The organism is Zhihengliuella sp. ISTPL4 (genome assembly GCF_002848265.1).
Classification (GTDB): domain Bacteria; phylum Actinomycetota; class Actinomycetes; order Actinomycetales; family Microbacteriaceae; genus Microbacterium.
Genome location: NZ_CP025422.1, coordinates 3,012,887 through 3,038,185, shown reverse-complemented (window position 1 = coordinate 3,038,185; position 25,299 = coordinate 3,012,887). Strand labels below are relative to the sequence as shown.

General features: G+C 70.5%; 20 protein-coding genes. 13 read left to right on the top strand and 7 right to left on the bottom strand.

Translation table 11 applies throughout. The features are described 5' to 3' along the window. Window positions 1-70: 70 nt before the first annotated feature. The 3 genes from CYL12_RS14450 to CYL12_RS14440 form a co-directional block, all read right to left on the bottom strand. The gene (locus CYL12_RS14450) at window positions 71-1,597 is read right to left on the bottom strand and encodes an MmgE/PrpD family protein (protein WP_101848199.1); all 1,527 of its coding nucleotides are present in this window, start codon (window positions 1,595-1,597) and stop codon (window positions 71-73) included. Next, a complete protein-coding gene (locus tag CYL12_RS14445; protein WP_101848198.1) occupies window positions 1,594-2,259 on the bottom strand; it encodes a GntR family transcriptional regulator in 666 nt (221 codons plus the stop codon). The genes CYL12_RS14450 and CYL12_RS14445 overlap by 4 nt, the downstream gene beginning before the upstream one ends. 185 nt (window positions 2,260-2,444) lie before the next feature. Further along, the gene (locus CYL12_RS14440; RefSeq protein ID WP_199399141.1) at window positions 2,445-3,389 is read right to left on the bottom strand and encodes an EamA family transporter; all 945 of its coding nucleotides are present in this window, start codon (window positions 3,387-3,389) and stop codon (window positions 2,445-2,447) included. Window positions 3,390-3,428: 39 nt separating this feature from the next. On the opposite strand from CYL12_RS14440, the gene CYL12_RS14435 reads away from it, so the two are divergent. The 8 genes from CYL12_RS14435 (at window position 3,429) to CYL12_RS14400 (ending at window position 11,736) form a co-directional block, all read left to right on the top strand. After that, complete coding sequence (locus CYL12_RS14435) at window positions 3,429-3,965, top strand: CGNR zinc finger domain-containing protein (protein ID WP_101848196.1); 537 nt, start codon at window positions 3,429-3,431, stop codon at window positions 3,963-3,965. Window positions 3,966-4,105: 140 nt separating this feature from the next. Beyond that, entirely contained in the window at window positions 4,106-5,371 is a 1,266-nt protein-coding gene (locus CYL12_RS14430; protein WP_101848195.1) for an ABC transporter substrate-binding protein, read from the top strand. Between the two features lie 93 nt (window positions 5,372-5,464). Next, complete coding sequence (locus tag CYL12_RS14425) at window positions 5,465-6,445, top strand: carbohydrate ABC transporter permease (protein WP_233486762.1); 981 nt, start codon at window positions 5,465-5,467, stop codon at window positions 6,443-6,445. After that, complete coding sequence (locus CYL12_RS14420; RefSeq protein ID WP_101848193.1) at window positions 6,445-7,299, top strand: carbohydrate ABC transporter permease; 855 nt, start codon at window positions 6,445-6,447, stop codon at window positions 7,297-7,299. Before CYL12_RS14425 ends, CYL12_RS14420 begins: the two co-directional genes overlap by 1 nt. After that, on the top strand, window positions 7,296-9,212 hold the full coding sequence (locus CYL12_RS14415) for a hypothetical protein (RefSeq protein WP_101848192.1): 1,917 nt from the start codon (window positions 7,296-7,298) through the stop codon (window positions 9,210-9,212). Before CYL12_RS14420 ends, CYL12_RS14415 begins: the two co-directional genes overlap by 4 nt. Next, window positions 9,209-9,991: an RraA family protein gene (locus tag CYL12_RS14410; RefSeq protein ID WP_101848191.1), complete on the top strand. Its 783-nt coding sequence runs from the start codon at window positions 9,209-9,211 to the stop codon at window positions 9,989-9,991. The genes CYL12_RS14415 and CYL12_RS14410 overlap by 4 nt, the downstream gene beginning before the upstream one ends. Then, complete coding sequence (locus tag CYL12_RS14405) at window positions 9,961-10,905, top strand: aldo/keto reductase (RefSeq protein ID WP_101848190.1); 945 nt, start codon at window positions 9,961-9,963, stop codon at window positions 10,903-10,905. The genes CYL12_RS14410 and CYL12_RS14405 overlap by 31 nt, the downstream gene beginning before the upstream one ends. A gap of 21 nt (window positions 10,906-10,926) precedes the next feature. Beyond that, entirely contained in the window at window positions 10,927-11,736 is an 810-nt protein-coding gene (locus CYL12_RS14400; RefSeq protein WP_101848189.1) for an amidohydrolase family protein, read from the top strand. Window positions 11,737-11,830: 94 nt separating this feature from the next. Here the strand turns inward: CYL12_RS14400 and CYL12_RS14395 are convergent, their stop codons facing one another. The 4 genes from CYL12_RS14395 to CYL12_RS14380 all read right to left on the bottom strand — a co-directional run bounded on the left by CYL12_RS14395 (window position 11,831) and on the right by CYL12_RS14380 (window position 17,783). Continuing rightward, a complete protein-coding gene (locus tag CYL12_RS14395) occupies window positions 11,831-12,490 on the bottom strand; it encodes a GntR family transcriptional regulator (protein ID WP_101848831.1) in 660 nt (219 codons plus the stop codon). A gap of 19 nt (window positions 12,491-12,509) precedes the next feature. Further along, window positions 12,510-13,115: an SGNH/GDSL hydrolase family protein gene (locus CYL12_RS14390; RefSeq protein WP_101848188.1), complete on the bottom strand. Its 606-nt coding sequence runs from the start codon at window positions 13,113-13,115 to the stop codon at window positions 12,510-12,512. After that, the gene (locus tag CYL12_RS14385; RefSeq protein WP_101848187.1) at window positions 13,106-17,179 is read right to left on the bottom strand and encodes an Ig-like domain-containing protein; all 4,074 of its coding nucleotides are present in this window, start codon (window positions 17,177-17,179) and stop codon (window positions 13,106-13,108) included. Before CYL12_RS14385 ends, CYL12_RS14390 begins: the two co-directional genes overlap by 10 nt. A 160-nt stretch (window positions 17,180-17,339) precedes the next feature. After that, entirely contained in the window at window positions 17,340-17,783 is a 444-nt protein-coding gene (locus CYL12_RS14380) for a hypothetical protein (protein ID WP_101848186.1), read from the bottom strand. A gap of 245 nt (window positions 17,784-18,028) precedes the next feature. Here CYL12_RS14380 and CYL12_RS14375 point away from each other — a divergent pair, with 245 nt between their 5' ends. From CYL12_RS14375 to CYL12_RS14355, 5 genes are read left to right on the top strand one after another with little or no spacing between them, the layout of a single operon-like run. After that, the gene (locus CYL12_RS14375; protein WP_174235390.1) at window positions 18,029-18,883 is read left to right on the top strand and encodes a carbohydrate ABC transporter permease; all 855 of its coding nucleotides are present in this window, start codon (window positions 18,029-18,031) and stop codon (window positions 18,881-18,883) included. Beyond that, window positions 18,880-19,785 carry a carbohydrate ABC transporter permease gene (locus CYL12_RS14370; RefSeq protein WP_101848185.1) on the top strand — a complete coding sequence of 302 codons (906 nt, stop codon included), beginning with the start codon at window positions 18,880-18,882 and terminating at the stop codon, window positions 19,783-19,785. Before CYL12_RS14375 ends, CYL12_RS14370 begins: the two co-directional genes overlap by 4 nt. A gap of 50 nt (window positions 19,786-19,835) precedes the next feature. Next, on the top strand, window positions 19,836-21,161 hold the full coding sequence (locus CYL12_RS14365) for an extracellular solute-binding protein (protein WP_101848184.1): 1,326 nt from the start codon (window positions 19,836-19,838) through the stop codon (window positions 21,159-21,161). Window positions 21,162-21,172: 11 nt separating this feature from the next. Continuing rightward, window positions 21,173-22,978: a BNR-4 repeat-containing protein gene (locus tag CYL12_RS14360; RefSeq protein WP_101848183.1), complete on the top strand. Its 1,806-nt coding sequence runs from the start codon at window positions 21,173-21,175 to the stop codon at window positions 22,976-22,978. 36 nt (window positions 22,979-23,014) lie between these two features. Further along, the gene (locus CYL12_RS14355; protein WP_101848182.1) at window positions 23,015-25,276 is read left to right on the top strand and encodes an FAD-dependent oxidoreductase; all 2,262 of its coding nucleotides are present in this window, start codon (window positions 23,015-23,017) and stop codon (window positions 25,274-25,276) included. Window positions 25,277-25,299: the final 23 nt, after the last annotated feature.

Here is a 25,299-nt window from a genome sequence, read left to right as displayed (position 1 = left end):
CGACGAGCTCAGCAACCCAAAGTGGGCTCAGCAACCCAGCGGCCTGGGTCCCTGAGCCTGTCGAAGGGCATCAGAACAGACCCGCCGGGGCGTCGGCGTCGTCGAGCAGACCGGGCTTCGCGACGATCGAGAGCTCGGCGACCTCGGCGGCGGAGAGCTCGGGCAGGCGCTGCACGAGCTCGAGGAACCGCTCGATCTCGGCGGGCTCGAGCACGGGCTCCGCAAGCAGCCGGAACTTGGCGATGTAGTTCTCCCGCGCGAACGGACGGGCGCCGAGCGGGTGGGCGTCGGCCACGGCGATCTCGTCCACCACGGTCGAGCCGTCGGTGAGGCGGATCTCGACGTGGCCCCCGAAGGCCTTCTCGTCCGGGTCCTCCGAGTGATAGCGGCGGGTCCATTCCGCGTCCTCGGCCGTGGTGATCTTGTGCCACAGGGCGACCGTGTCGGGTCGCCCGGCACGCTCCGGGGTGTAGGAGTCGACGTGGTGCCAGCCGCCGTCCTGCAGCGCCACCGCGAAGATGTACGGGATGGAGTGGTCGAGGGTCTCCCGGGAAGCCGTCGGGTCGTACTTCTGCGGGTCGTTCGCGCCCGAACCGATCACGTAGTGCGTGTGGTGGCTGGTGTGCAGCACGATCGACGCGATGTTCGCGGCGTCGCGGAGGGCCGGGTTCGTCGTGCCGAGCTTACGGGCGAGGTCGATCCACGCCTGCGCCTGGTACTCCGCGGAGTGCTCCTTGGTGTACGAGTCGAGGATCGCGCGCTTGGCCTCGCCGGCCGCGGGCAGCGGCACCTCGTAGGCCGCGTCCTTGCCGTCGAGCATCCAGGCGATCACGCCGTCCTCGCCTTCGTAGATCGGCGCGGGGCTCGTCTGGCCGCGCATCGCCCGGTCGACCGCCTCGACGGCCATCTTCCCGGCGAAGGCCGGGGCGTGTGCCTTCCACGTGGAGATCTCGCCCTTGCGGCTCTGGCGCGTGGCGGTCGTGGTGTGCAGCGCCTGGCCGACGGCCTGGTAGATCGTCTCGACGCCGAGGCCGAGGAGCGTGCCGATGCCGGCGGCGGCGGACGGGCCGAGGTGCGCGACGTGATCGATCTTGTGTTTGTGCAGGCAGATCGCGCGCACGAGGTCCATCTGGATCTCGTAGCCCGTGGCGATGCCGCGCACGAGCGCCCGGCCGTCTTTGCCGGTGTGCTGCGCGACGGCGAGGATCGGCGGGATGTTGTCGCCCGGATGCGAGTACTCCGCCGCGAGGAAGGTGTCGTGGTAGTCGAGCTCGCGCACGGCCACGCCGTTGGCCCAGGCCGCCCACTCCGGGCTGGTGCGACGGTCGAGTGGGGTGCCGAACAGGTTGGCGCCGGCCCCGCCCGTCGAGACGGGGTGGCTGAACGCCTGCGCGCGGGCTGCGACGATCGGCGCGCGGGTGAGGGAGGCCGCGGCGACCGACGCGTTGTCGATGATGCGGTTGATGATCATGTCGACGACGGGCTGCTCGACCTCGACCTGGTCGGCCGCGACCTCGGCGATCTTCCAGGCGAGCTGGTCCTCGCGGACGAGGTTCTCGGAGCTGGCGTGCACGCGGACGTGGTGGGTGACGGTCATGAGTGTCCTTCGCTGTCGGGGAGGGAGTCGAGGATGCCGGTGAGCGCGTTGTGCAGGTGCACGTGCGTGGCATGGGCGGCGAGATCGCCGTCGCGCGCGGCGAGGGCCTCGGCGATCGTGCGGTGCTCGGCCGCGGAGGCGGCGAGCCGCGCGGGCTTGTCCCGGGCCATCCGCCGCACGCGAACGAGGTGGGCGCGGACGGTACGCAGCGCGGCGGCGATGTAGTCGTTGGCGACGGCGTCGTCGAGGGCCGCATCGAAGCGGGCGATCAGGGCGTAGTAGGCGTCGCGGCCCTCCGACCGGGTGAGGTCCACGTGCGCGAACTCCGCGGCGAGCGCGGCGAACCGGTCGGCGTCGCCCCGGACGGCGGCGAGCCGGGCGGAGGTCTCCTCCAGCGCGCGGCGGATCTCGAACAGGGACCGGATGTCGTCGGCGTCGAGGTCGGCGACCACGGTGACGCGGGGCGACTGCTGCACGACCAACCCGTCGGCAGCCAGGCGACGCAGCGCCTCCCGCAGCGGGGTCCGGCTCACGCCGAGGCGTTCGGCCTGCTCCACCTCGCCGAGCACGTAACCGGCCGGCAGCGCCCCGGACTGGATGCCGTCGAGCAACGCCGCATAGGCACGATCACCCATGGACGTGCGCTCGACAGGGAGGACCATGCCGCCAGTGTATACATAAGTGGCCTCATGCGGGCCACTTCTCGATCGCACCCCGCTGATTCGTATACATAGCCCCTCCATCCCCGGGCACGACTTCGGAGATCGCCGGGGACACCCCGCACGGCGAGGCCGAGGGTCGGCGTGTCGGCCTCGGACTCCGAAGTTGTGGCCGCGGGAAAGCCGTCTCAGGAGGCGGGGCGGGGCTCGCCGAGCTTCACCACGATCACTCCGGCGAGGACGAGCACGCCCCCGAGGGCCTGGAGCGGGCCCGGGAGCTGACCGAGCATTAGCCACCCGAAGAGCAGGGCCGCCACGACCTCCGCGAGCGCGACGAACGAGGCCAGGCGCGAGCCGAGCATCCGCGTCGAGACGATACCGAGCACGTACGCGAGGGCCGTGGCGATCACGCCGATCGCGAGGACCGGCACGAACCACGGCACCGCGCCGAACCGGTAGTCGACGTCGGCCGTCGTCCACGCGAACGGCAGCACGCCGACGAGCGCGGCGAGGCTCAGACCCACGGCCCCGAGCAGCAGACCGCTCCCCGCGAGCGCGATCGGCGGGATGCCGGTGTCGGCCCGCGCGGAGAGCACGAAGTAGCTCGCGGCCCCCACCATCGCCCCGAGCGCCCAGAGGACACCGACCACATTCACCTGCGCGCCCGTGACGATATCGAGCATCAACACGAGCCCGACGAAGGCGATGCCGGCACCGAGGACGCTGCGCCGCGTGGGACGTTCGCCCCTGCGCAGCCAGAGCCAGAGGAGCACAGCGACCGGGGCCGTGTACTCGATGAGCAGCGCGATCCCGACATCCATCACCGCGACGGCCTGGAAGTAGCAGAGTTGCGTGGCCGCGACGGCGAGGAGGCCGTACGCAGCGACCATCCCCGCGTTCCGGCGCAGGGCGCCCCACCGCCCGCGCAACGCGAGGACAGTGGGGATGAGCAGCACGAGCGCAGCGACCCACACGCGCACCGTGACGGCGGCGCCCGGCGTCCAGCCCGCGTCGATGAGTCCACGCGCCCACGCCCCGGAGGAGCCGAACGCGAAGGCGGCGGCGACAGCGAGCGGCAGGCCGAGGCGCACGCCGGTCCGGGTGCGCGGAGTGTCATCAGCCACAGCGCTCATGGGAGATGACGCTACGCCGCAGCGGAGTAAGCTGTCAACATGGTCTTCACCGATGACACCGAGGACGCACTGCGAGCGGCGGTCTGGCTTTCGAACTCGGCGGAAGACCCGGACACGCTCGTCGACATCGACGACGAGTTGACCTTCCTCCAGGTGTTCCCGTACACGGGACGTGTCGACAAGGACGCGGTCGAGCTCGACGACCTCCGCGCTCTGCGCCCGCGCCTCCGCGCCATGCTGCTCGCTCCGCGCGACGAGATGGCCGCGCACGTGAACGCCGCTCTCGCCCAGGTGCATCTGACCCCTCGGCTCGTGCGCCACGACGACCTCGACTGGCACCTGCACGGCCTCGCCGACGAGCGTCCGCTCGCCGAGCGCGTGCTCGTGGAGACCGCGATGGCCCTGATCGACGTCATCCGCACCGACGAGGGCTCCCGGCTCACCGTCTGCGCGGACGAGACCTGCCAGGCGATCGCGCTCGACCTCTCGCGCAACCGCTCCAAGCGCTACTGCTCGACGAGCTGCGCCAACCGCAACGCCGTCGCGGCGTACCGCGCCCGCCGCGCCGCCGGCTGACCACGCCGCGCGCCCCGCTCGGAGACCGCAGACCGGAACGCGGTCCGAGCGGAATCGATGCTGCCCGCTCTTCACAAACGATTATCGATTAGTGTAGTGTCGCGAGCGGCCCTCCCTCATGCATCAGGAAAGGATCAACGATGATCAAGGCCCGAGTCCTCCCCCTCGTCGGCATCGCGGCGGTATCCGCCCTCGCCATCGCCGGCTGCTCGACCACCGCCGGTGGTGGCGGCGATGCCGACGGCGACGTCACCGTCCGCATGCTCGTGAACGTCACCCCGAACCTGACCGAGGAGTTCTGGAACGACCTCGTCGCCCCGTTCGAGGACGCCAACCCGAACATCGACGTCGTCATCCAGAACCCGGGCGCCGAAGGCGTCGAAGCCGCCGTGCCGCGTCTCCTCGCCGCCGGCGACGCTCCCGACGTCGTGCAGTCCATCGCCCCGACGACCAAGCTCGCTCCCGAGCTCGTCGACCTCTCCGAGTACGAGTGGGCGTCGTCCGGTCCGCTCGCCGATCAGTACTCGATCGACGGCAAGAACTACATGGCCGGCATCGGCGTACAGCTGCAGAGTCTCTTCTTCTACAACAAGACCGCCTTCGAGGAGGCCGGGATCACCGAGGTACCGACCACGGTCGACGAGCTCACCGAGGCCCTCGGCAAGCTCAAGGACGCCGGGTGGACCCCGGTCCAGACCGGCGGTGACTGGATGACCAGCCACACGCTGCAGGCGCTCGGACTGCCGACCATCATCGCCGACGATCCGGAGTGGTTCCAGGACATCTCAGCCGGCGAGGTCACGTTCAGCGAGACCTACGGCGACGCCGTGGAGACCTACGCGGACTGGGTGTCCGAGGGGTACATCCCCGCCGATGCCCTCGGCATCAAGTACCCGGACGCCGAACAGGCCTTCCTCTCCGGCAAGACCGCGGTGTACTCGATGGGCAGCTGGTTCGCCGGCACGCAGGCGAAGGCCGCCGACTCGGCCGACATCGGCGTCTTCCGCGCGCCCGCCATGAGCGCCGACGAGCAGCCCGCGATGGGCGCCAACATCGCCAGCCCGTACTCGATCCTCAAGGCGAGCAAGAACCAGGATGCCGCGGCGAAGCTCATCGAGTTCCTCACCACCGACCAGACCGCGGTGAGCGACCAGCTCGCGGTCGACGGCAACTTCCGCGACGGCTACGAGTACGACATGACCCCGCTCGGCGAGGAGCTGCTGCAGATCGTGGCCGACACCCCGGCTGAGGCCTACACGCCCACCGGCGGCGGCTACGGCGAGCGCACGCTCCCCGACGGTTACGCGGGCGAGATCAACACCCAGACCCAGGCTCTGCTCGGTGGCGCGCCCGCCGACCAGGTGCTGCAGGCGATGGACGACTGGTTCGCCGCCAACGCCGGCTGACCCTCGAGGCGTCGGGGAGGCTCTCTCCCCGACGCCTCCCCGGCGCTTCCCGCGCCCTCCCCCGAACGCGCCACCGAGAACGAGAGTGCCGCCATGACTCCGCCCACCACGACCGCGCCGCCCCCGGCCGCGGCCACCAGCCCGACAGGACCATCGACGCCGATGACCTCGCCCGCCCCACGCCGCCGCACCGCGCTGCAGCAGTGGCGCAACCGGATCCCCGGCATCCTCATGGGCGGCCCGGCCGTCGCGGTCTTCCTCGCGATGTTCGTCATCCCGATGATCCTCGCGGCGGTGCTCAGCTTCACCGACTGGAACGGGTACAGCCTCAACTTCAACTTCATCGGCTGGGACAACTACGTCAAGGCGTTCCGCAGCCCGCGCTCGACGCAGGCCGCGATCTTCACGGGCATCATCGCGGTGGTGGGCACGGTCCTCTGCAACGCCATCGGCCTCGCGATCGCCGCCCTCATCTCCGGGCCCGGCCGCTCGAACACGATCCTGCGCACGATCTTCTTCTACCCGTACGTGATCAGCGCCCTCATCATCGGCTTCCTCTGGTCGGCGATGCTCTCCCCCACCGGCGCCGTCAACGGCCTGCTCAGCACGCTCGGCCTCCCGGCGATGCCGTTCCTCACGGACCCGACCTTCGCCAAGGCGAGCGTGATCTTCACGATCGTGTGGTCGCACTTCGGCTTCAACATGATCCTGTTCCTCGCCGGCATCAAGTCCGTCCCCGCGGAGTACTACGAGGCGGCGACCGTGGACGGCGCCTCGCGGTGGCAGCAGTTCCGCTCCATCACACTGCCGCTGATCGCACCTGTCTTCACCGTGAACCTGGTGCTCACCCTCGTCGGGCTCCTCAAGGCGTACGACGTGGTGCTGTCGCTCACCGACGGCGGGCCTGCCGGCTCGACGCAGACCATCGTCTACCAGATCCTCAAGGACTCCTTCGCGAACTCGGCCCTCGGCTTCGGTGCCGCGCAGTCCATGATCCTCCTCATCGTCACCGCGGTCGTCGGCCTCGCCGTCACGCTGGTGCGACGCCGCGCCGAGCAGAAGGCGACCGACTGATGAAGCAGACCCGCAACCGCCCGGCCCTCGCCGTCAGCGCGATCCGGTGGATCGTCCTCGGCGTCGTCGCGATCACGATGCTGATCCCGATGTACACGATGCTGATCAACGCCTTCAAGCCGCAGGCCGACATCATCGAGAACCCGCTGCTGATCACTCCGCAGATGTTCACGTTCGACTACCTGTGGGCCGCGATCACGAGCAGCAAGTTCAACGTGATCGCCGCGTACGGCATCACGCTGCTGTTCGTCGTGCTCGTGAACCTGTGCTGCATCGCCCTCGCGGCGCCCGTCGCCTACGTCATCGCCCGCGGGCGGTCGAAGTGGCACCTCGGACTGCTGCTGCTCTTCGTCTCCGGGCTCTTCATCCCCGGCCAGGTCACGCTGATCCCCGTCGTCTTCGTGCTGCGGGTGCTCGGGCTCATCAACACGATCCCCGGGTTCATCCTGTTCGAGACCGCGGCGACCCTGCCGGTGACGATCTTCCTGTTCACGGCCTACCTCCGCAGTGTGCCGCGCGACATCGACGAGGCGGCGTCGCTGGACGGCGCCGGTCCCATCCGTGCGTTCTGGGCGTGCATCTTCCCGATCATGAAGCCCGTCGTCGCGACCGTCGTGGTGCTCAACTCGATCGGGGTGTGGAACGACTTCGTGAGTCCGCAGATCATCCTCGGTCCGAGTTCCGGGATCTACACGGTGACCACGGGCGTCTACGCGGCGGTCGGACAGTTCTCGACCGACTACACGCAGGTGTTCCCGACCCTCCTGCTGGCCGTGCTGCCTGCGATGGTGTTCTTCATCGTGATGCAGCGCCACATCATCGGCGGCCTCGTCGCCGGAGCGACGAAGGGATGACCGTGCCGGAGACCCCGCTCACCCGTCCGCTGCGTGCGATCCCGGCCTGGGCCGTGCTGCAACGCCGGCTCTTCGCCGAGGTCGAGGAGGCCCGCCGCCTCTTCCGCGACCGCTACACGCTGCCGGACGGCCGCCTTCGTGGCGTCGCCGAGTTCATCGACCGCGACGGCGTGGACGACCTGTACGAGCCCTTCTTCAACTGGCCCGCGTTCTACCTGCTCGGAGGCTCCGACGAGGTCCTCACCGACGCCAAGCGGCACTGGGAGGGCGTGACCGTCCAGCTCGCGGAGGCCGGAATGCTCGCCGACGAGTACGACAACGGCTACGACTGGTTCCATCAGGGCGAGTCGCTGCTGTTCCTCGCCGGCATCTGCGCCGCCGACCCGGCCGACACCGCGTTCGCCGCGCGAGCCGGCCGTTTCGCCGCGCTCTTCACCGACCCCGCGAAGGGCAACTACGACGCGGAGCGCAACATGATCCGCTCGCCGCACAACGGAGCCCTCGGCGCCCGCGAGGGGCTGGACGAGAAGATCGTGCCGTACTCGGCCGATCGGGACGAGATGCGCCCGTACGGTCTGCCGCTGCACGGCCTGGAGGGCATCGCCTCCTGGGACGACCTCGCCGACCCCGCGCACGCGCAGCGGATGGCGGAGGAGATGCAGCGCCGGGCTGCCGGCGACATCGCCGTGAACCTCGCCGCGACCTCCCTTGCCGCCAACCGCTGGCTCTACGACGGCGACGAGGAGACGGCCGCGTGGATCCGCCGGTACGTCGACGGCTGGCGTGCGCGCGCGGACGGCGGCCTGCTCCCCGACAACGTCGGCCCGGACGGCACGGTCGGCTCCCTCCACGACGGCCGCTGGTGGGGCGGCCACTACGGCTGGGCCTGGCCGCACGGGCTGCACTCGGTCGGCATGAGCGCCCTGATCGGTGCCCTCAACCACGCGCTCGTCACCGGCGACGACGGCGCCCTCGACCTCGTGCGCACCATGCTCGACACCGTCCTCGCCGAGGCGCGCAGCGGCAGCGTCGCGGAGTCCACGTACAGCCTGCGCGGCGGGTGGATGGCCCGGCTCGGCGCCGCCGCCACCGAGCCCGCCCTGCTGGTCCCCTACCGCCACGGCGCGGACGGCTGGTTCGACTATGGACCGCTGCAGCTCGACCTCCCACTCTGGCTCTGGTGGTGGTCGCGTCGCGCGTCCGACCGGGAGCGGCTGGAGACGGCGATCGCCGGCCTCCCCTCCTCCGCCGACCTCGTCGCGCCGTTCCGCGACAAGGAGGAGGCGGGTCACGAGGCCGGCTGGTTCGCGTATCTCTCCGGCGACCTCCCGGACTATCCGGTGCGGGCATTGGAGATGGCGCTCGGCCAGGTGGCACGCCGCGCCGCCATGATGCTCGCCGACGACCGCGACCCCGACGCCGCACACCTGCACTTCTGGCAGCGCGTGAACCCCGTGGTGACCGAGGTGCTCACCCAGCTCGTCGGCGGCGCACCGCAGGTGCTCTACAACGGCGGACTCGGATTCACGGCTCTCCGCTACGAGGACGTCGACCGTGCGCGGCCCGGGCTCCCGGAGGATGTCGCGGCGCTCGTGCACCGCCTCGACGACGACGGCATCGGCGTGCAGCTCGTGAACACCTCCACGGTCCACACCCGCACCGTGCGGGTGCGCGGCGGGCGCTTCGGTCTCGACCGGATCGTCCGGGTCACGGCCACCGGCCAGGAGCCCGGCTTCTGGCCCGGAGCGTCGGGCACCTACACGGCCCCGGACGCCCCGACCGTCACCACGACCCTCGACGTGGACGACGACCTCGTGGTGACCCTCCCCCCGGCGCACACCGCCGACCTCGACCTGACCATCGCGCGTGCGACCGGATCGCCGCGCCACCTGTTCCCTGAAGGAGACGCATGAGCGCCGATCTGATCCGACCCGACTTCGCCCTGCCCGTGCGGGGTGGGGCCTACCAGCGGCCCTCGCGCGACGTGGTCGACTCCTTCGACGCGATCTCCTCCGCCACCGCGTGCGCCAAGCTCCACGGACTCGGGATCCGCCGCAGCTACATCGACGGACCGGAGCCGCTGAGCCTCGGCCAGCGCGTCGTCGGCTCGGCGCTGACCCTGCAGTTCATGCCGCAGCGCGAGGACATGGCCTCGGGCGACGGCCAGGAGTACGCCGAGCGGCACACCGCCCTGTGGCACGTGCTCGAGGCCGTGCAACCCGGCGACGTGCTGGTGATCCAGGCGTACGGCAGCCGCTTCTCCGGGTGCATCGGCGACATCCTCGCGCGCTACTTCGCGCGCAAGGGCGGGGCCGGGATCGTGGTGGACGGCCGCATCCGCGACGCCGGCCGCATCCGCGAGCTCGGGATCCCGGTGTGGTCGACGGGCACGACCCCGCACTACGCCTCGCAGTCGGAGCTGGTGCCGTGGGCGTACGACGTGCCCGTCGCGGTGGGCGGGGCCCTGTGCATGCCGGGCGACCTCGTGGTCGCGGACGACGACGGCCCTGTCGTGGTGCCACAGGCCATGGCGCCGCAGGTCGTGGACGACGCGCGCGATCATGAGGAGTGGGAGGTGTTCAGCCGCCGCCGTCTCGACGAGGGCGCACGCCTGAGCGACTACTACCCGTTGACCCCCGACAGCCGCGAGGAGTACGAGGCATGGCGTTCCGTCCAGAGCTCCGTCCGCTGAATCCCGAGGGCGCCGCGCGCGACGACGTCGGACTGGGGTGCGCGCCGATCGGCAACCTCTTCGCCCCCGTGCCCGACGGCGACGCGGTGGCGACCGTGCAGGCCGCGCTCGCCCGCGATGTCCGTTTCTTCGACACCGCACCGCTGTACGGCTCGGGCGAGAGCGAGCGGAAGCTCGGCCTCGCCCTGCGCGGCGTGCCGCGGGACGACTACGTGATCGCGACGAAGGTCGGCCGGGTGCTGGTCGATGCGGACGGCCGCCCCGTCGCGGGCGCCGCGAGTGGGCACGACTCCGTCGTCGACCTCAGCAGGGACGGCGTGCGGAGGAGCCTCGACGGCAGCCTCGCCCGGCTGGGTGTCGATCGCGTGGACGTGCTGCACCTGCACGACCCCCTGGACGTGGAGGCGGCGTTCGCCACGGCACTCCCGGCCCTCGTCGAGCTGCGCGACGAAGGGGTGGTGCGCGCGATCAGCGTGGGCCTGGGTCGGCTCGACCCCCTGGAGCGCTACGTCGCCGAGGCGCCGCTCGACGTGGTGATGGAGGCCGGTCGGCTCACGCTGCTCGACCGCACCGCCCTGGACCGGCTGCTGCCGACCGCGGCGGCCCGCGGCATCGGGGTGCTCGCGGCCGCCGTGTTCAACTCCGGCATCCTCGTCGACCCGGTCGGCTCGCCGTTCTTCGAGTACAAGCCCGCACCCCCGGAGCTCCGGGAGCGGGCGCTGCGGTTGCAGGCCGTGTGCGCCGCGTATGGCGTGCGCCTCGCGGATGCCGCAGTGCAGTTCCCGCTGTGGCACGGCGCGGATGCGGTGGTCGTCGGGGCGCGGACCCCCGCCGAGGTGCACGCTTTCGTGGACGGCCTCGACGCCGCGCTGCCCGCCGCACTGTGGGACGCCCTCGATGCGGAGGCCGCATGACCGCGCGGCCCGGGAGCTGACGTGCGGGTCGTCGACGCCCATGTGCACGTCTGGGATGTGGACGCCGTCCCGATCCCGTGGTTCCGCGATGACCTCGGCCTTCCCCGCCACGCCGCGGCCGCAGACCTCGCGCGGGAGCTGGCGGACGCCGGCGTCTCCTCCGCCATCGCCGTGCAGGCGGCGGACTCGGTGGCGGAGGCGGAGTGGCTGACCGCGACGGCCGCCCGCGACCCGTTCCTGCGGCGCGTGGTGCTGCAGTTCACCCCCGCGCCGGGACGAGCCGCCGGCGCCACGGGGGTCGCGTTCTCTCCCGCCGTGGTCGGCGTGCGCGCCGCGGTGCCGCAGTTCGCCGCGGATCTCTCGGATGTGGACGGCCTCGACGCCCTCGCCGCCCACCTCGGCGCGACCGCCCGCACCCTCGAACTGCTCATCCGCCCGGACCAGCTGCCCGCCGCCGCCGCCCTGTCCCGACGGCACCCCGACACCGCGATCGTCGTCTGCCACCTCGGCCTCGGCGCCCGGACGGCCGATGGCGCATGGCTCTCCGCCCTCGCCGAGGCCGCGTCGGCTCCGGGGGTGTCGGCGAAGGTCTCCGGGCTCGACCTCACGGCGCGCGGGTCGGACGAGTCGCGGGAACTGCTGCGCTCCGCCTTCGCCCTCTTCGGCGCGGATCGACTGATGTACGGCAGCGACTGGCCGATGTCCACGCGGACAATGACCTACGGGGAGGTTCTCGCCGCGACCCGGCGGGCTCTTCCTCCGCTCTCCGCTGCCGAGGCTCGAGCATTCTGGGCCGGCACCGCCGACCGCCTCTCCCCCTTCGCTACCTGACCCCGGTCGCAGATCCACGCCCTGTCCCAAGGACTCCCGGCGTCCGTGCGGCCTCGGCACCACGCAGCGACCTCGCGCGGAGGGAGGGCGCGGATCAGGCGGGGTCGTCGAGGAGGGTGCCGGCGGCGTGGGCGCGGAACAGGGCGGACGCGGCCTCTTCGTCACCGGCATCCAGCACGTCGAGGAGCCCTTCGTGCCAGTCGGCGACCTCGTGCCAGTCTCCCGTGAAGGTGGGATCACCCAGCACGTGCATGACCCGCAGGCTCGGCTCCAGGAGGTCCCACATGCGGGGGAGGTACACGTTGCCGCTGGCCTCGATCACCGCACGGTGGAAGGTGAAGTCGAGCTCGCGGAACCGGGCGAGGTCCTCCGCCTCGGCCGCCTCGTGCATCTGCGTAATGAGGCCGACGAGCTCGGCCCGGCGGGCGGGGTCCAGCGCCCCACAGGCCAGCCGACCGGCGAGCCCCTCCAGCTCGACCCGGGCGACCTTGGCCTGCGCCGCCTCTTCGGCGGAGTAGCTGGCGACGAAGTTGCCCTGATGCCGCACATGCGACACAAGACCCTCGTGGGCGAGCCGCTTGAGGGCGTCGCGGACGGGCGCCTGGCTCACCTGCATCTGCCGGGCGAGCTGCGATTCCACGAGCTGCTCGCCGGGGGCCAACGTGGAGTCCTTGATCATCGCCTTGATGAGCGCGTAGATCTGATCCGACAGCAGTCCGCGCTGCAGTCCGGCCGTGCCGAGAGCATCCGTCATGACCATCAGTCTACGTCCATTATCGACTATCGCTAATGGACGCGGCCGTGCGCCAGGCATCCGCGATGAGGGCGGATCCGCGCGGGGTCGGGTGCACGCCGTCCGGCGCGAGCTCGGCGACCGGATACTCCTGCGCTGCGGCCGTGAACACCTCGTGCAGGGGGACGAACGCCGCCCCGTGTTCCGCGGCGAGAACCCGCACCGCCGCCCGTTTCCCGTCGAGGTCGTCGAGCCACGCGCGCTGCTCCTCCGTCACCGGGAGGAAGTACGGCTCCATGAGGATCAGCCGCGGGGCGTGCGCCGACACCGCGCGGCCGAGGAGGTCGCCGAGCGTCGCGGCGAAGTCCTCGGCCGGGGTCGGGTCGTCGCTGTCGAACCGCCGCCACATGTCGTTCACGCCGACGTACACGGTCAGCAGCTCCGGGGCGGTCGGCATAAGCTCCGCGTCCCACCGGGCGGCGAGGTCGCGGGCGCGGTCCCCGGCGATCCCGAGGTTGCGGACCGTGGCTCCGGCGGCCTGCAGCTCGGGGGCGAGGAGCGACACATAGCCGTCCCCGAAGGACTCCGGGTCGGAGCGATCGCGCCCCGCGTCGGTGATCGAGTCTCCGATGAAGGTCACCCGCATCGTGGCACGTCCTGTTCGTCGTTCTTGAGCTTCGGTCGCACCGAGATCGGGAGCTCGACGCTCGCGCCAGCGTACGTCACGGTGAGCGTGTGGTGCGGGCGCACCTTGCTGCTGTCGAAGCCGCTGACCATGTCCGCCGTCACCTGCTGGGTGGTGCGGGATCCGTCGCTCCAGTCCACGCCCAGCACCATGCCGGTCACGTCGAGCTCCTCGCCGCGCACGTAGCGGGTCTTCGGGTCGGCTTCGGGCGCCCAGCAGATGCCGGTCACCGTCGCGGGCGGCGGTGTCGGCCGGACGGCCAGGGTGCTCGTCTTGCCGTAGTGGTAGACGTTGAAGAAGCCGTCCGCACCGATGCGGAGGTTCTCCCGCGCGTCGACCATGTTCCACACGGTCACATCGTCCACCCGGAGCACGATGCGGGTGCCGCCGTCCTCCGCGACGGCGCCGAACTCGATGCGGTGCGTGGAGTTCGGCTCGATCACCGTGTTGGGGATGGTGTCGAGCATGGTCTGTCCCGGAGTCCAGCTTTGGAACTCGATCACGTCCTCCTTGATCACTGCGACGTAGCCGGTGTTGGAGTTCTGCCAGGCGGGGAGGCCGGTCTGGTCGGAGCGCGCCTGGAAGCCGTACCAGCCGCCGTCGAAGGCGCCGAACTCCGCCTCGAACTGCAGCAGGGTATCGCCGAAGCGCTCGGCCTCGTAGCCGTGCACACCCTGGCCGCTGATCACGACGCCCGTGTCGTCCACGGTGATGAGGTCGGATTGGCTCCAGTTCGCGCCGTCCTTCAGCTGGCCGTCGAGGCGGGTGGTCGGATACTCGGCATCGTCCACGGTCACGGTGACCGTGTCACTGAGGCTCGGGTCGGCGACCGAGGTCGCGGTGATCGTCGCGGTGCCCGCCGTCACCCCCGCGATGCGTCCGCCGGAGACCGTGGCGACCTCCGGTGCGTCGGTCGTCCAGGTGACCCGGGCGTCGCTGGCGTCCTCCGGGGCGACCGCGGCCGCGACGGACCGCCGCTCCCCCACGGTCAGTCCCACAGCGTCGGCGTCCAGGCTCACGCCCGTGACCGGCACCCCGGAGAGCGAGAACCCGATGTCGTCGAAGTCGAGCGAGGCGTAGTTCTCCACGTAGAACCCGACCCGACCCGCCTTGCCGGGACCGGGGTCGGCGCCTTCCAGCGCGATCGCCCCATTGACGGAGATGCGGATCTGTCCGTCCTGCACCGCGATGCGGACATGCGAGGTCGCCCCGGGGGTCAGGCCCTGCGCCGCGGGCACGACCTTCTCGGCGACGACCTTCCAGGCGTCGTCGAAGATCGTCCAGGTCGGCCCGGCCGCGGTCTGACGGAAGCGGATGTAGCCGCCGCCCTTGCCGTTGCGGTCGTAGACGATGAGTCCCGCGTTGGCTGGGGTCGTGGCCGGCGCCGTGACGTCGAAGTCGAGCACGAACTCCGTGAAGTCCCGCGGCAGGATGCTGTTGGCGCCCTTGAGGATGCGGTACACCTTGTCGCCCGACGCATCCACCTGGATGCTGCGGTTCGGGTCGGTCGGCCAGCCGTTCGCCCCCGACTCGAAGTCGGTGAAGTGCAGCACGCCGTCGCCCTCCTCGACGATCACCTCGATGGTCGCGGTCTTGGTGGCGTCCGCCTTCGCCGTCGCCGTGACCGTGGTCGTGCCGGGTCCCATGCCGAGCACCACGCCCTTGTCGTTGACGGAGGCGACGGCGGTGTCGGCCGAGGCGTAGGTCACCGCGGCGTCGTCGGCGTTCCAGGGCAGCGGCACGGCGCGCACGCGCACCTCGTCGCCCGCGTCGATCGTGAGCGTGTCGCTGTCGAACGCGATGTCCTCGAGCGGGATCGTCTGCGGCTGCTGCGTCTGCCCGATCTCACCGTCGACGCCGATCTCGCCGAACGCGATGGCCTCGAAGCCCGGGATCTGGTCGAACACGGCCGCATCGGCCTTCAGCGTGTAGTCGCCGTTCGCGGCGTCCACGAAGCCGGGGTCGGCGTCGGCCACCCAGTTGTCCTCGTAGTTCAGGAGGTTCTTCCCGTCCTTCGCGCCGTGCTCGTTGACGCCGGCCATGCGGGCCCGGTTCGGGTTCCACACGACGTTCTCCGCGAACGTGCTGTGGTTCGGGAAGTGGTGGTCGTCCTCGAAGAAGTGCGCGAGTTCGGGGTACTTCGTCAGGTACGGCGTGCCGACGAAGTCGTTGTTGTCGGCGAACACCTTCTCCCACGCCGGCATGTAGTCGCGGTCGACGACATTGCCCTCCTGATCGCCCATCCACTGCTCGTAGTTGTCGTACGGGGCGTAGGCGTCGACGAAGACGTTGTTGCGGGCCTCGATGTAGTCGGCCGAGCCGCTCTTGATCGCGCCGTTGCCCATGTTCACGAACACGTTCTTCTCGATCGTGAGGTCCCACGTGAAGTTGTCGGCGTAGATGCCCTCCACGCCCGCCATGCCGACGCCGATGTCGTGGAAGTAGTTCTCCCGGAACACGTGGCCGCGCTGCTGCGGGGTCTTGCCGGAGTTCATGTAGATCGCCCCGAGGTCGTGGAACTGCTTGCAGACGTCGTACACCTCGTTGCGTTCGAACAGGTGGTCGTTGCCGTGCACGATGATCCCGGGGTGGGGAGCGTCGTGGATCTCGTTGTCCCTGGCGATGTTGCCGACGCCGTCGAACATCACACCGGGGTTGTAGGCCTTGTGGTAGTAGGCGAAGTCGGCGATCTCGGAGTTCTCGACCCGGTTGCGGCCGGGCTCGAGCGTCGTCTTGTCGCCGCCCTGGAGCACCACGCCGACGCCGCCGACGTGCGCGAGCCGGCTGTCGGTGACCGCGTGGTCGCGGCCGCCGCGGTTCACCGGGATGCCGTCGTAGGTGTAGCGACCGGGCGAGTTGATGAGCACGCCGCCGTCGGTGAAGTTGCGGATGTCGCTGTGCGAGATCGTCACGTGCGAGCCGCCGAGGATCACCGCGGCCGTCGCGCGTCCGTACTCCATCACGAGGTCGTCGAAGTTCACGTAGGAGGCCCCGTCGGCGCGGAGCATCGGCTCGTCGAGCGTCGTGACCGTCACGGCGCCGCGGCCGGACGTGAAGGCCGCGTTCGGGATGAGGTACAGCTTCCCGGCGTCACGGTCGATGTAGTACTCGCCGGGGGCGTCGAGCTCCTCCAGCAGGTTCTGCGCGAAGTGGAAGTCGGGGAACCAGCTCTTCATGATCCCGGACATCTCGCCGTAGCGGAGGGTGATGGTCTTCGCCGCGGTGTCGATGCTCTCGATCTTGTTGTACGACCACTCCCAGCTGTACCCGAAGATGCCGTCCAGCCACACGTCCTCGGCCTGGGTCCAGTACTTCGGGCGGTCGTAGCCGTAGCTGAACGTGCCGCCGCGCTCCTGCAGGTCGGCGTCGTTGCGGTCGGGGCCGGCGTCGATGATGTCGCCCATCTGCACGGTCGGGGTGGCCGCGTCGGCGTTGGGCCACCGCGCGAGCGTCATGCCCTGGCCGTCGATGAACAGCTCCATGGGCGGGGTGGTGCTGACGTCGTTGGCCTTCCAGTAGCCGTGGCGGCTGAGCTGGCCGTAGTCGGTGATGCCGAGGTCGGCGAGGTCGATCCCGACCACGCGGTCGCGGGCACCGGCGTCGATGATGCGGTCGGTCACCGCTGCGTCATCCACCGGGGCGAACTGGTCGCGCGGCAGCTCGCGTCCGCCGGTGAGGGTGGCGGTCTCGCCGGGGTACGAGCGATAGGTGATGGGGGCGTCCGCGGTACCCGAGTCCTGCGCGCCGATCTCGAACGACGCCGAGCGGGGGTACGTGCCCTCCCGGAGGTACACCGTGAGGCCGTCGTCCGGGAGCGCCGAATCCGCCTTCAGCGCGCGGATCCGGTCGCGGGCGCCTTCCAGCGTCGCGAGGGGGTCATCGATCGTGCCGGAGGCCGTGTCGTCACCTCCCGGCGCGAGGTAGAGGGCGTCATCGTCCGCGGCCGCTGCCGCCGACGGGACCGCCGCAGCGAGGGCGGATCCGAACACCGCCGCCAGGGTCAGGCTTGCCAGTACACGCTTCATCGCGTCTCCGAACTGTCGCTTCCCGCACGGCCGATGCGCGCGGCGCCGCGGGAGCGGCTGCTCCGACCGTAGCCAATCGATAATCGACTAGCAAGGATCGATACTGATCGTTTCGGTCCTCGCTGTGTCAGGACGCGCGCCCCACGCGGAGCAGGTGCGCCTAATACTCTCGGGCCGCGAGGAAGGACGTCGGGATGTGCCCGATCGCGAGGATCACCGCGGCGAGCGCGATCCACGGGTTCTGCAGCCAAGCCGCTGTGCCGAGGAAGGCGGCCACCGGCGCGAGGGCCATCGGGACCGGGATGCCGAAGACGGTGTCGAACAGCGCCGACGCGGGCCGGCCGCGACGGAGGTAGCGGATCCAGAGGGCCCCGTATGCAAGCACCGCCAGCGCCACCGGCACCGCCCATCCCCACGCGATCGGGCCGGCCGCCGTGATCGCCGGGACCGTCATGCAGAGCGCCTGCCCTGCCCTCTCGAACACGAGGAGCACTCGGGGTACCGCGGGGCCCTCGAGCTTCGGTCTCGGCGGGAAGGGGATCAGCAGGAGGTTCGGCAGGGAGATCGCGAGACTCACCGCCAGGCCGAGCAGTGAGAACCCCATGTCGCGATCGTACCGAGGGCTCCTCCCGGGGAATCAGTTCACAAAACGAACACTTTCCACCACTTTCTGACTATTGCGCTCTCCAGTTGACTTCGCCGCAATCTGCCGGAAATACTGAGGAAGCCCGAGACCGCACCGCGAGAGTGCGGACACATCACCCCAGGCCAAGGATGACCTAGATGACAGAACAGACCATTTCCTCACAGATAGGAACAGGTCGCCGGCCCCGTCGCCTCTCGGACGGGATGTTCGCGCTCCTCCTCACGGCTCCCGGCCTCGCGCTCCTCGCCGCCGTCGTCGTGTACCCCCTGATCACGGCGCTCATCACCGCGTTCTACAAGCAGAGCCTCGTCGAGCCCGGCCGCGAGTTCGTGGGCTTCCAGAACATCGTCGACGTGCTGACGGGCGAGTTCTTCCCCCTCCTCACCCAGACACTCGTCTTCACCCTCGGCACGACCATCGCGCCGTTCGTGATCGGCTTCGGTCTCGCCCTGGCCCTGAACACGCGCATCCGCGGCGCCAAGGTGCTCCGCGGCCTCATGCTCATCCCGTGGCTGATCCCCGGGGTAGTCGTGTCGTTCCTCTGGATGTGGATCTTCAACGCCAACTACGGCGTGCTCAACGCCGCCCTGGAGACCGTCGGCCTCATCGACTCCCCCCAGGCGTGGCTCGCGAACCCCACCACCGCCATGATCGCCGTGATCGTCGCGAAGACCTGGCAGTCGTTCCCCTGGATGATGGTCATGCTCCTCGCCGGTCTGCAGACCGTGCCGATCGAGCTGCACGAAGCCGCCGAGATCGACGGCGCCGGCACCATCCGCCGCTTCTTTTCCATCACGGTCCCGCAGATGAGCGGCATCATCGGCCTCGTGATCCTGCTGGAGTTCATCTGGAACTTCCAGCACTTCGACATCATCTACGTCCTCACCGGCGGCGGTCCCGCCGGCTCCACCCAGACGTTCGCGACCGCGGTGTACGAGACCGCGTTCGACGGCTTCGACCTCGGTCACGCCGGGGCGATCGGCCTGCTCTGGATGATCCTGCTGATGGCGCTCGTCGTCGTCTACGTCCGCCTGTCCGAGAAGGGAGAGAAGCGATGACCGCCGTGCTGACCGAAGAGACGGTGGCCGCCGTCTCCGCCCCACCCGCCGCGCCCCGCCGTCGGCGCCACCGCGCCGACCGCCGCGCCTCCACCGTGAGCGCCTGGATCGCCGTCGTCGTCTTCGGCGGGTTCGCCCTGCTGCCCGTGTACTGGCTGCTCGCGACCTCGCTGACCCCGCGCACCGAGGTGTTCAGCTATCCGCCGAAGCTGTTCCCCACCGAGATCACGTTCGAGGCCTACGCCGCCCTCGCGAACAACCCGGCCCTGTTCGGCTACCTCCGCAACAGCATCGTCGTCTCCGTCATCACCGCGATCCTCTCGGTCCTGGTGTCGGCGTACATGGGCTACGCGTTCTCGAAGTTCCGCTACCGCGGCCGCCGCAGCCTCATGTACTTCGTGCTGGCGTCGCAGATGTTCCCGCAGGCGCTGCTGCTCATCACCCTGTACGCGGTGTTCTCGGCCTACGGCCTGCTCAACACCTACACGGCGCTCGTGCTGTCGTTCACGACGTTCACGCTGCCGCTGTGCGTGTGGATGCTGAAGGGCTTCTTCGACACGATCCCGGACGAGCTCATCGAGGCCGCCCGCGTCGACGGCGCCTCCCGCATGCGCATCATCCACTCCATCGTGCTGCCGCTGGCCGCGCCCGGCCTCATCGCCGCCGGACTGTTCGCCTTCGTCCGCGGCTGGAACGACTTCATCTTCGCCCTCACCCTCGCCGGTCCCGACAAGCAGACCCTGCCGCCCGGCCTCGTCAACACGTTCATCGGCGAGGCGTCCACCGCCTGGCCGGAACTCATGGCGGCTTCGCTCGTGGTCTCGCTCCCCGTGGCCATCGCGTTCATCGCCCTGCAGCGCTTCCTCGTCGGCGGACTCACCGCCGGCGCGGTCAAGGGCTGACCCGCACCACCCCCTCATCCGCAGTCCCTCGAAGAAGAGAGAGCACCCCCATGTCCGAGAACACCACCGTCTCCCGTCGCCAGCTGCTGCAGTTCGCCGGGCTCGGCGCCGCCGGTCTCCTCCTCGCCGGTTGCATGCCGAGCGGCGGCGGCAGCGGCAGTCCGTCCTCCTCCCCCGGCGCCGGGCTCGGCGCGGGCGACTTCACCGCCACCGACTTCTCCTTCTCCAGCTGGTCGCTCACCGAGGAGGCCGCCGCCCCGGCGACCCGCGCGCTGCTCGACGGCTACAAGAAGACCAACGACGTCGGCATCACCGAGGTCTCCTTCCCCTACAACGAATACTTCAAGCAGCTCATGCTCCAGGTGCGCGGCGGCCAGTTCACCGGCGCCGCCCACGTCGACGTCGCCTGGCTCGCCTCGCTGGCCGCGCTCGGCAAGCTGGAGGACGTCTCGGCGCTCACGAAGGGCCGCGGCTACACCGCCTCGAGCCTGGAGGCCACGCAGCTCGACGGGAAGCAGTACGCGTTCCCGTGGACCATCGGCGCGATCGGCCTCATCACCAACTCCGCGCTCCTGAAGAAGGCCGGCATCTCGGAGTTCCCCACCACCGTCGACGACTTCGAGGCGGCGCTGAAGAAGCTCAAGGGCCTCGGCGGCGGGCTCATCCCCTACGCCGCCTCGACCAAGGCCGCCCAACTCAAGGACGTCCTCATCTGGATGCAGACGTTCGGCAGCGACCTCGTCAAGGACGGGAAGGTCACGATCGGCGACGACGCGAGCATCGAGGCGGTCACCTGGTACAAGTCGCTGTACGACCAGGGGCTCATCGCCGCCGACGTCGACCGCTTCGACGCCCGCTCCCTGTTCTCCCAGGGCCGCGCCGCGATCTACGACGACGCCCCCGTCGGCCGCGCGTCGGTCACGAAGGACTCGCCGGATCCCGACCTCGCCTCCAAGCTCGTGCCCGAGTCCCGGCCCGTGCTGAAGAAGGGCGACACCCCGCGCGCCCTCGTCTGGGGTGGCGCCATCGCCATCGTCGGCGGCGGCTCCGGCGACAGCACCCGCACGGCAGCGGACTTCGGCCAGTGGGCGACGAGCGACCTGGAGGCGGTGCTCGGCGACTACGAACTGCGCGGCCTGCCGCCCGTGACCGAGGAGGCGCAGGCCTCGAAGGAGGTGGCGTCCGACGCGTTCGGTGCGCGCTTCGCCGAGAAGATCACGGCGACCGCCACCACCAACCCGTTCTGGCAGTACCCGCAGTACGCCCAGATCGAGACCGTGATCGCCGACCGCGTGCAGGCCGTCCTCGTCGGTCAGCAGAGCGCCAAGGACGCGATGGCGCAGGCCGGCGACCAGGCGCAGAAGCTGCTGGGCTGAGGAGCATCGCCATGACCCTCCGCTGGAAGGCCGGCGCCACCGCTGCCGCCGCCCTCGCCGCGCTCGTGCTCGCCGTACCGGCTCCGGCCGCCGCCGCGACCCCCGACGTCGAGACCGTGCCCGTCACGGTCGACAGCTCCAACCAGTCCGGCTGGTGGAACCCGCTCGTCGTCGACGGCGACGAAACGTACTTCGCCTACAACGTGCCCGGTTCGGTGGCGGCGAAGCACCAGGTGAACCTGGCGGTCCGCGCCGCCGACGGCACGTGGACATCGGGCTGCCTGCGCCTGGCGACCGGGGCCTGCGTCGAGTACGCGGACGACAACGGCCACAACCAGCCGTCGATCGCGATCGACGGCGACGGATACATCCACGCGTTCGTCTCGATGCACCACGAGCCGTGGAAGTACTTCCGCTCCACCGCGCCGTACGACGCGACCTCGCTCGTCGACGCGAGCGCGGAGATGCCCGATGCCGGGGCCGCGGTCTCCTACCCGGTCACGGCGCAGGGAGCCGACGGCGACATCTGGCTCATGGTGCGCATCGGCGCGGACCCGCAGGCTCGCCGCGACGGGGTGCTGTACCACTACGACCCCGCCGCCGGGACGTGGACCCGCGAGACGACGATCGCCGCCGCCGTGAACCACTCCTTCTACCCGGACGACCTCGAGGTCGACGCCGGCGGCAAGGTGCACGTGCTGTGGGAGTGGGGCCCATGGCCCGCCGATCCCTACCGCCACCTCGGCTCGTACGCGGTGTACGACCCGGCCGCGGGCGGCTTCCGGGACGTCGCCGGGCAGGCGCTGCCGACCCCGATCCGCCCGGACACCCCCGGCGCCGTCGTGTGGCGCGGCTATGAGCCCGGCGAGACCATCGGCGACGCCGTGCCCGCGGTGCAGACCGCGAAGATGGCCCTGGCCGACGGCGAGCTCGTCGGCGTGACCTACCGGTATGCGGACGAGACCGAGAACGCCTTCGACGTGCGGTGGGCGACCTGGAACGGCTCCGCCTGGACGAGCGAGACCCTCGTGGACACGGATGCCCTCGGTGGCGGCGTGCAGACCATCGCCGCCCTCGACACGACGACCGCGGGCGGTGAGACCCGCGTCTACGCCGTGGTGTCGGTGCAGGACTGCGGCATCACCCGCAGTCAGACGGTGCTGCTGACCGCCGGAGCGTCCGGATGGACCGCCGACACCGTGGGCGATCCGGTCGTCGGCCAGCAGCGGCTCCGCGCGGCGACCCGCACGGACGGCACCGACGTCGTCTACCTCAGCGCCCCCGCTGTTCCCAGCGGCGGGACGCTGCGGCATGCCGAGATCCCGCGCGACGGCCAGCCGGGAGCGACCACCCTCCCTGCCATCGTCGCCTCGCTCCGAGGCGACGCCGGCGGTGAGAACCTGGCGCTCGGCGGCACCGCGACGGCGTCGTCCCAGCTCCGCGCCGACACCGGCCCGGAGAAGGCGATCGACGGCGGCTGCACGGATGCGAGCCGGTGGATCTCGGCGACCTCCGACACCCAGCCGACCATCACGGTCGCGTGGGACGAGGCCGCGCCGCTGGACGTCGTCCGAGTGCGCAGCGGCTACACCGTCGGCCCGCCGCAGACGTCGGTACTGCGCGACTTCACCGTGCAGCTCCGGACCGCAGGCGGCTGGGTGACGGTCGGCACCATCGCCGACAACACCCAGACGACGGTCGTGGTCGATGCCCAGGGGCGGACGGCCGATGCCGTCCGCCTCGTCATCACCGACCCGTCGGACTCCGCCACCGACGTCGCCCGCGTCTACGAGATCGAAGCGATCGCCGCTCGCTGAGCGGCATCACCACCCCTCCCGAAAGGAACCCATCCCATGCGCACCCAGACCGTCGAAGCCGACATCATCGTCGTCGGCGGCGGCCTCGCCGGAGTGAGCGCCGCCGTCGCGGCCGCCCGCCTCGGCCGACGTACCGTGCTGATCAACAACCGGCCGGTGCTCGGCGGCAATTCCTCCTCGGAGGTGAGGGTCTGGGTGTGCGGCGCGACCGCCCACGGCAACCAGCGGTGGGCGCGGGAGACCGGGATCATCGGCGAGATGTACCGGGAGAACCAGTTCCGCAACCCCGAGGGCAACCCCGTGTACTGGGACGACGTGGTGCTCGACATCGTGCGCCGCGAGCCCAACCTCACGCTGTTCCTCAACACCGAGGTCCTCGAGGCCGAGGCCACCGGACCCGACGACGCCCGTCGGGTCCGGTCGGTCACGGGCTGGACGATGGGCTCGGAGATCCGCACGGTCTTCCGCGGTCCCCTGTTCCTGGACTGCACGGGCGACGGGCTGGTCGGCCGGCTCGTCGGCGCCCGGCATCGGCTGGGCAAGGAAAGCCAGAGCGAGTTCGGCGAGGACTGGGCGCCCGAGCAGCCCGTGCGCGAGTTCCTCGGCTCGACGCTCCTCTTCTACACGAAGGATCTCGGGCGCCCCGTGAAGTACGTCGCGCCGGAGAGCGCGAAGGACATCTCGACCACCCCGATCCCCTCGTCGCGCATCATCCGCAGCGGGGACAGCGGCGCGCACTACTGGTGGATCGAGTGGGGCGGCACGCTCGACATCGTCGACGACAACGAGGCGATCCGCGACGAGCTGCGCGCGGTGATCCTCGGCATCTGGGATCACATCAAGAACTCCGGCGAGTTCGACGCCGACAACCTGACGCTGGAGTGGATCGGCAACATCCCCGGCAAGCGCGAGTATCGGCGCTTCATCGGCGACTACACGCTGCGCCAGCAGGACATCCTGGAGCAGACGTCGTTCGACGACGGCATCGCGTTCGGCGGCTGGTCCATCGACCTGCATCCCGCCGAGGGCATGTACGCGACGGGGGCGGGCGCGGTGCAGCGCTTCTCGGACGGCGTCTTCGAGATCCCCTTCCGCTCGCTCTACTCCGTCAACGTCGACAACCTGCTCATGGCGGGCCGCGATATCTCGGCCACGCACATCGCCTTCGGTGCCGCCCGAGTGATGGCCACGTGCGCGGCGATGGGCGAGGCCGCGGGCACCGCCGCCGCCCTCTGCTACGCGCACGACGCCACGCCCCGCGAGCTGTACGAGCACCATCGTGCGGAACTCCGGCAGACGCTGCTCCGCGCCGACGCCTCCCTCATCGGAGTCGCGAACGAGGATCCCTCCGACCTCGCCCGCACCGCCGCCGTCACCGCGTCCAGCACCCTGCGCACGATCGGCACCCCGGAGAGCACCCTGGCCGCGGCGACCCCGCACACCCTGACGGACGACCTCGGCATCGTCGTGCCCGTGCACCCGCGCCTCGACACCACCGAGCTGCTGCTCAGCGCCGAGGCCGACACGCAGGTCACGGTGGAGGTCTGGTCCACGGGCCGTCCGCAGAACGTCGTGCCCGCGGTGCTCGAGCACCGCACTGTGATCGACGTCCCCGCCGGGGGTCCGTCCTGGGTGCGGGCGGAGACGCCTTTCGCCCCGGAGGAGCCGCAGAACGCGATCATCGTGCTCCGCGCGAACCCGCAGGTGCAGGTGCAGCTCGCCTCCGAGCTGCCGCCCGGAGTGCTCACCCTCGTGCACCGGGTCGACAACGACGACCGCAACGTGCAGGTCGACCGCGACGGCCTCCTCGTGCAGTGGCCGACCAAGCCGCTGCGCGGGCGAGTGCCCGCATTCCGCACGAGCCCGCGCTCCGAGGCCGTCGCCCCGGAGCGCGCCGTCTCCGGGTACAACCGCCCGTTCGGCGGTCCGCACCTGTGGGCATCCGCCCCGGAGGCCGAGGGCCCGCAGTGGCTGCGCCTGGACTGGGAGCAGCCCGTCACGGCCTCCGAGATCCGCCTGGTGTTCGACGACGACGTGGACCTCGAGCTCAACACCCTGCACCACCACCGCAGCCCCGACGAGGTGCTGCCCCAGCTCGTGCGCGACTACCGGGTCGAGGTGCAGCAGGCGGGTTCCGAGGAGTGGCGCACCGTGGCGGAGGAGCGCGACAACCGCCATCGCCTGCGGGTGCATCCCCTGCCGGACGACCTCGGCGCCCTCACGGCCGCCCGCCTCGTGGTGGAGCGGACGAACGGCGTCGCGGAGGCACGCGTGATCGCGTTCCGAGTACAATCGTGACGGAGAGCGCTAACGTGAAGGGC

What these genes read in the sequence shown, in the direction of transcription:
- CYL12_RS14435 (WP_101848196.1), top strand. Translation starts at nt 3,429, where the DNA reads ATGGTCTTCACCGATGACACCGAGGACGCACTGCGAGCGGCGGTCTGG.
- CYL12_RS14450 (WP_101848199.1), bottom strand. Translation starts at nt 1,597, where the DNA reads ATGACCGTCACCCACCACGTCCGCGTGCACGCCAGCTCCGAGAACCTC.
- CYL12_RS14445 (WP_101848198.1), bottom strand. Translation starts at nt 2,259, where the DNA reads ATGGTCCTCCCTGTCGAGCGCACGTCCATGGGTGATCGTGCCTATGCG.
- CYL12_RS14370 (WP_101848185.1), top strand. Translation starts at nt 18,880, where the DNA reads ATGACCGCCGTGCTGACCGAAGAGACGGTGGCCGCCGTCTCCGCCCCA.
- CYL12_RS14380 (WP_101848186.1), bottom strand. Translation starts at nt 17,783, where the DNA reads ATGGGGTTCTCACTGCTCGGCCTGGCGGTGAGTCTCGCGATCTCCCTG.
- CYL12_RS14355 (WP_101848182.1), top strand. Translation starts at nt 23,015, where the DNA reads ATGCGCACCCAGACCGTCGAAGCCGACATCATCGTCGTCGGCGGCGGC.
- CYL12_RS14430 (WP_101848195.1), top strand. Translation starts at nt 4,106, where the DNA reads ATGATCAAGGCCCGAGTCCTCCCCCTCGTCGGCATCGCGGCGGTATCC.
- CYL12_RS14415 (WP_101848192.1), top strand. Translation starts at nt 7,296, where the DNA reads ATGACCGTGCCGGAGACCCCGCTCACCCGTCCGCTGCGTGCGATCCCG.
- CYL12_RS14385 (WP_101848187.1), bottom strand. Translation starts at nt 17,179, where the DNA reads ATGAAGCGTGTACTGGCAAGCCTGACCCTGGCGGCGGTGTTCGGATCC.
- CYL12_RS14365 (WP_101848184.1), top strand. Translation starts at nt 19,836, where the DNA reads ATGTCCGAGAACACCACCGTCTCCCGTCGCCAGCTGCTGCAGTTCGCC.
- CYL12_RS14375 (WP_174235390.1), top strand. Translation starts at nt 18,029, where the DNA reads ATGTTCGCGCTCCTCCTCACGGCTCCCGGCCTCGCGCTCCTCGCCGCC.
- CYL12_RS14425 (WP_233486762.1), top strand. Translation starts at nt 5,465, where the DNA reads ATGACTCCGCCCACCACGACCGCGCCGCCCCCGGCCGCGGCCACCAGC.
- CYL12_RS14440 (WP_199399141.1), bottom strand. Translation starts at nt 3,389, where the DNA reads ATGAGCGCTGTGGCTGATGACACTCCGCGCACCCGGACCGGCGTGCGC.
- CYL12_RS14360 (WP_101848183.1), top strand. Translation starts at nt 21,173, where the DNA reads ATGACCCTCCGCTGGAAGGCCGGCGCCACCGCTGCCGCCGCCCTCGCC.
- CYL12_RS14420 (WP_101848193.1), top strand. Translation starts at nt 6,445, where the DNA reads ATGAAGCAGACCCGCAACCGCCCGGCCCTCGCCGTCAGCGCGATCCGG.
- CYL12_RS14395 (WP_101848831.1), bottom strand. Translation starts at nt 12,490, where the DNA reads ATGACGGATGCTCTCGGCACGGCCGGACTGCAGCGCGGACTGCTGTCG.
- CYL12_RS14410 (WP_101848191.1), top strand. Translation starts at nt 9,209, where the DNA reads ATGAGCGCCGATCTGATCCGACCCGACTTCGCCCTGCCCGTGCGGGGT.
- CYL12_RS14405 (WP_101848190.1), top strand. Translation starts at nt 9,961, where the DNA reads ATGGCGTTCCGTCCAGAGCTCCGTCCGCTGAATCCCGAGGGCGCCGCG.
- CYL12_RS14390 (WP_101848188.1), bottom strand. Translation starts at nt 13,115, where the DNA reads ATGCGGGTGACCTTCATCGGAGACTCGATCACCGACGCGGGGCGCGAT.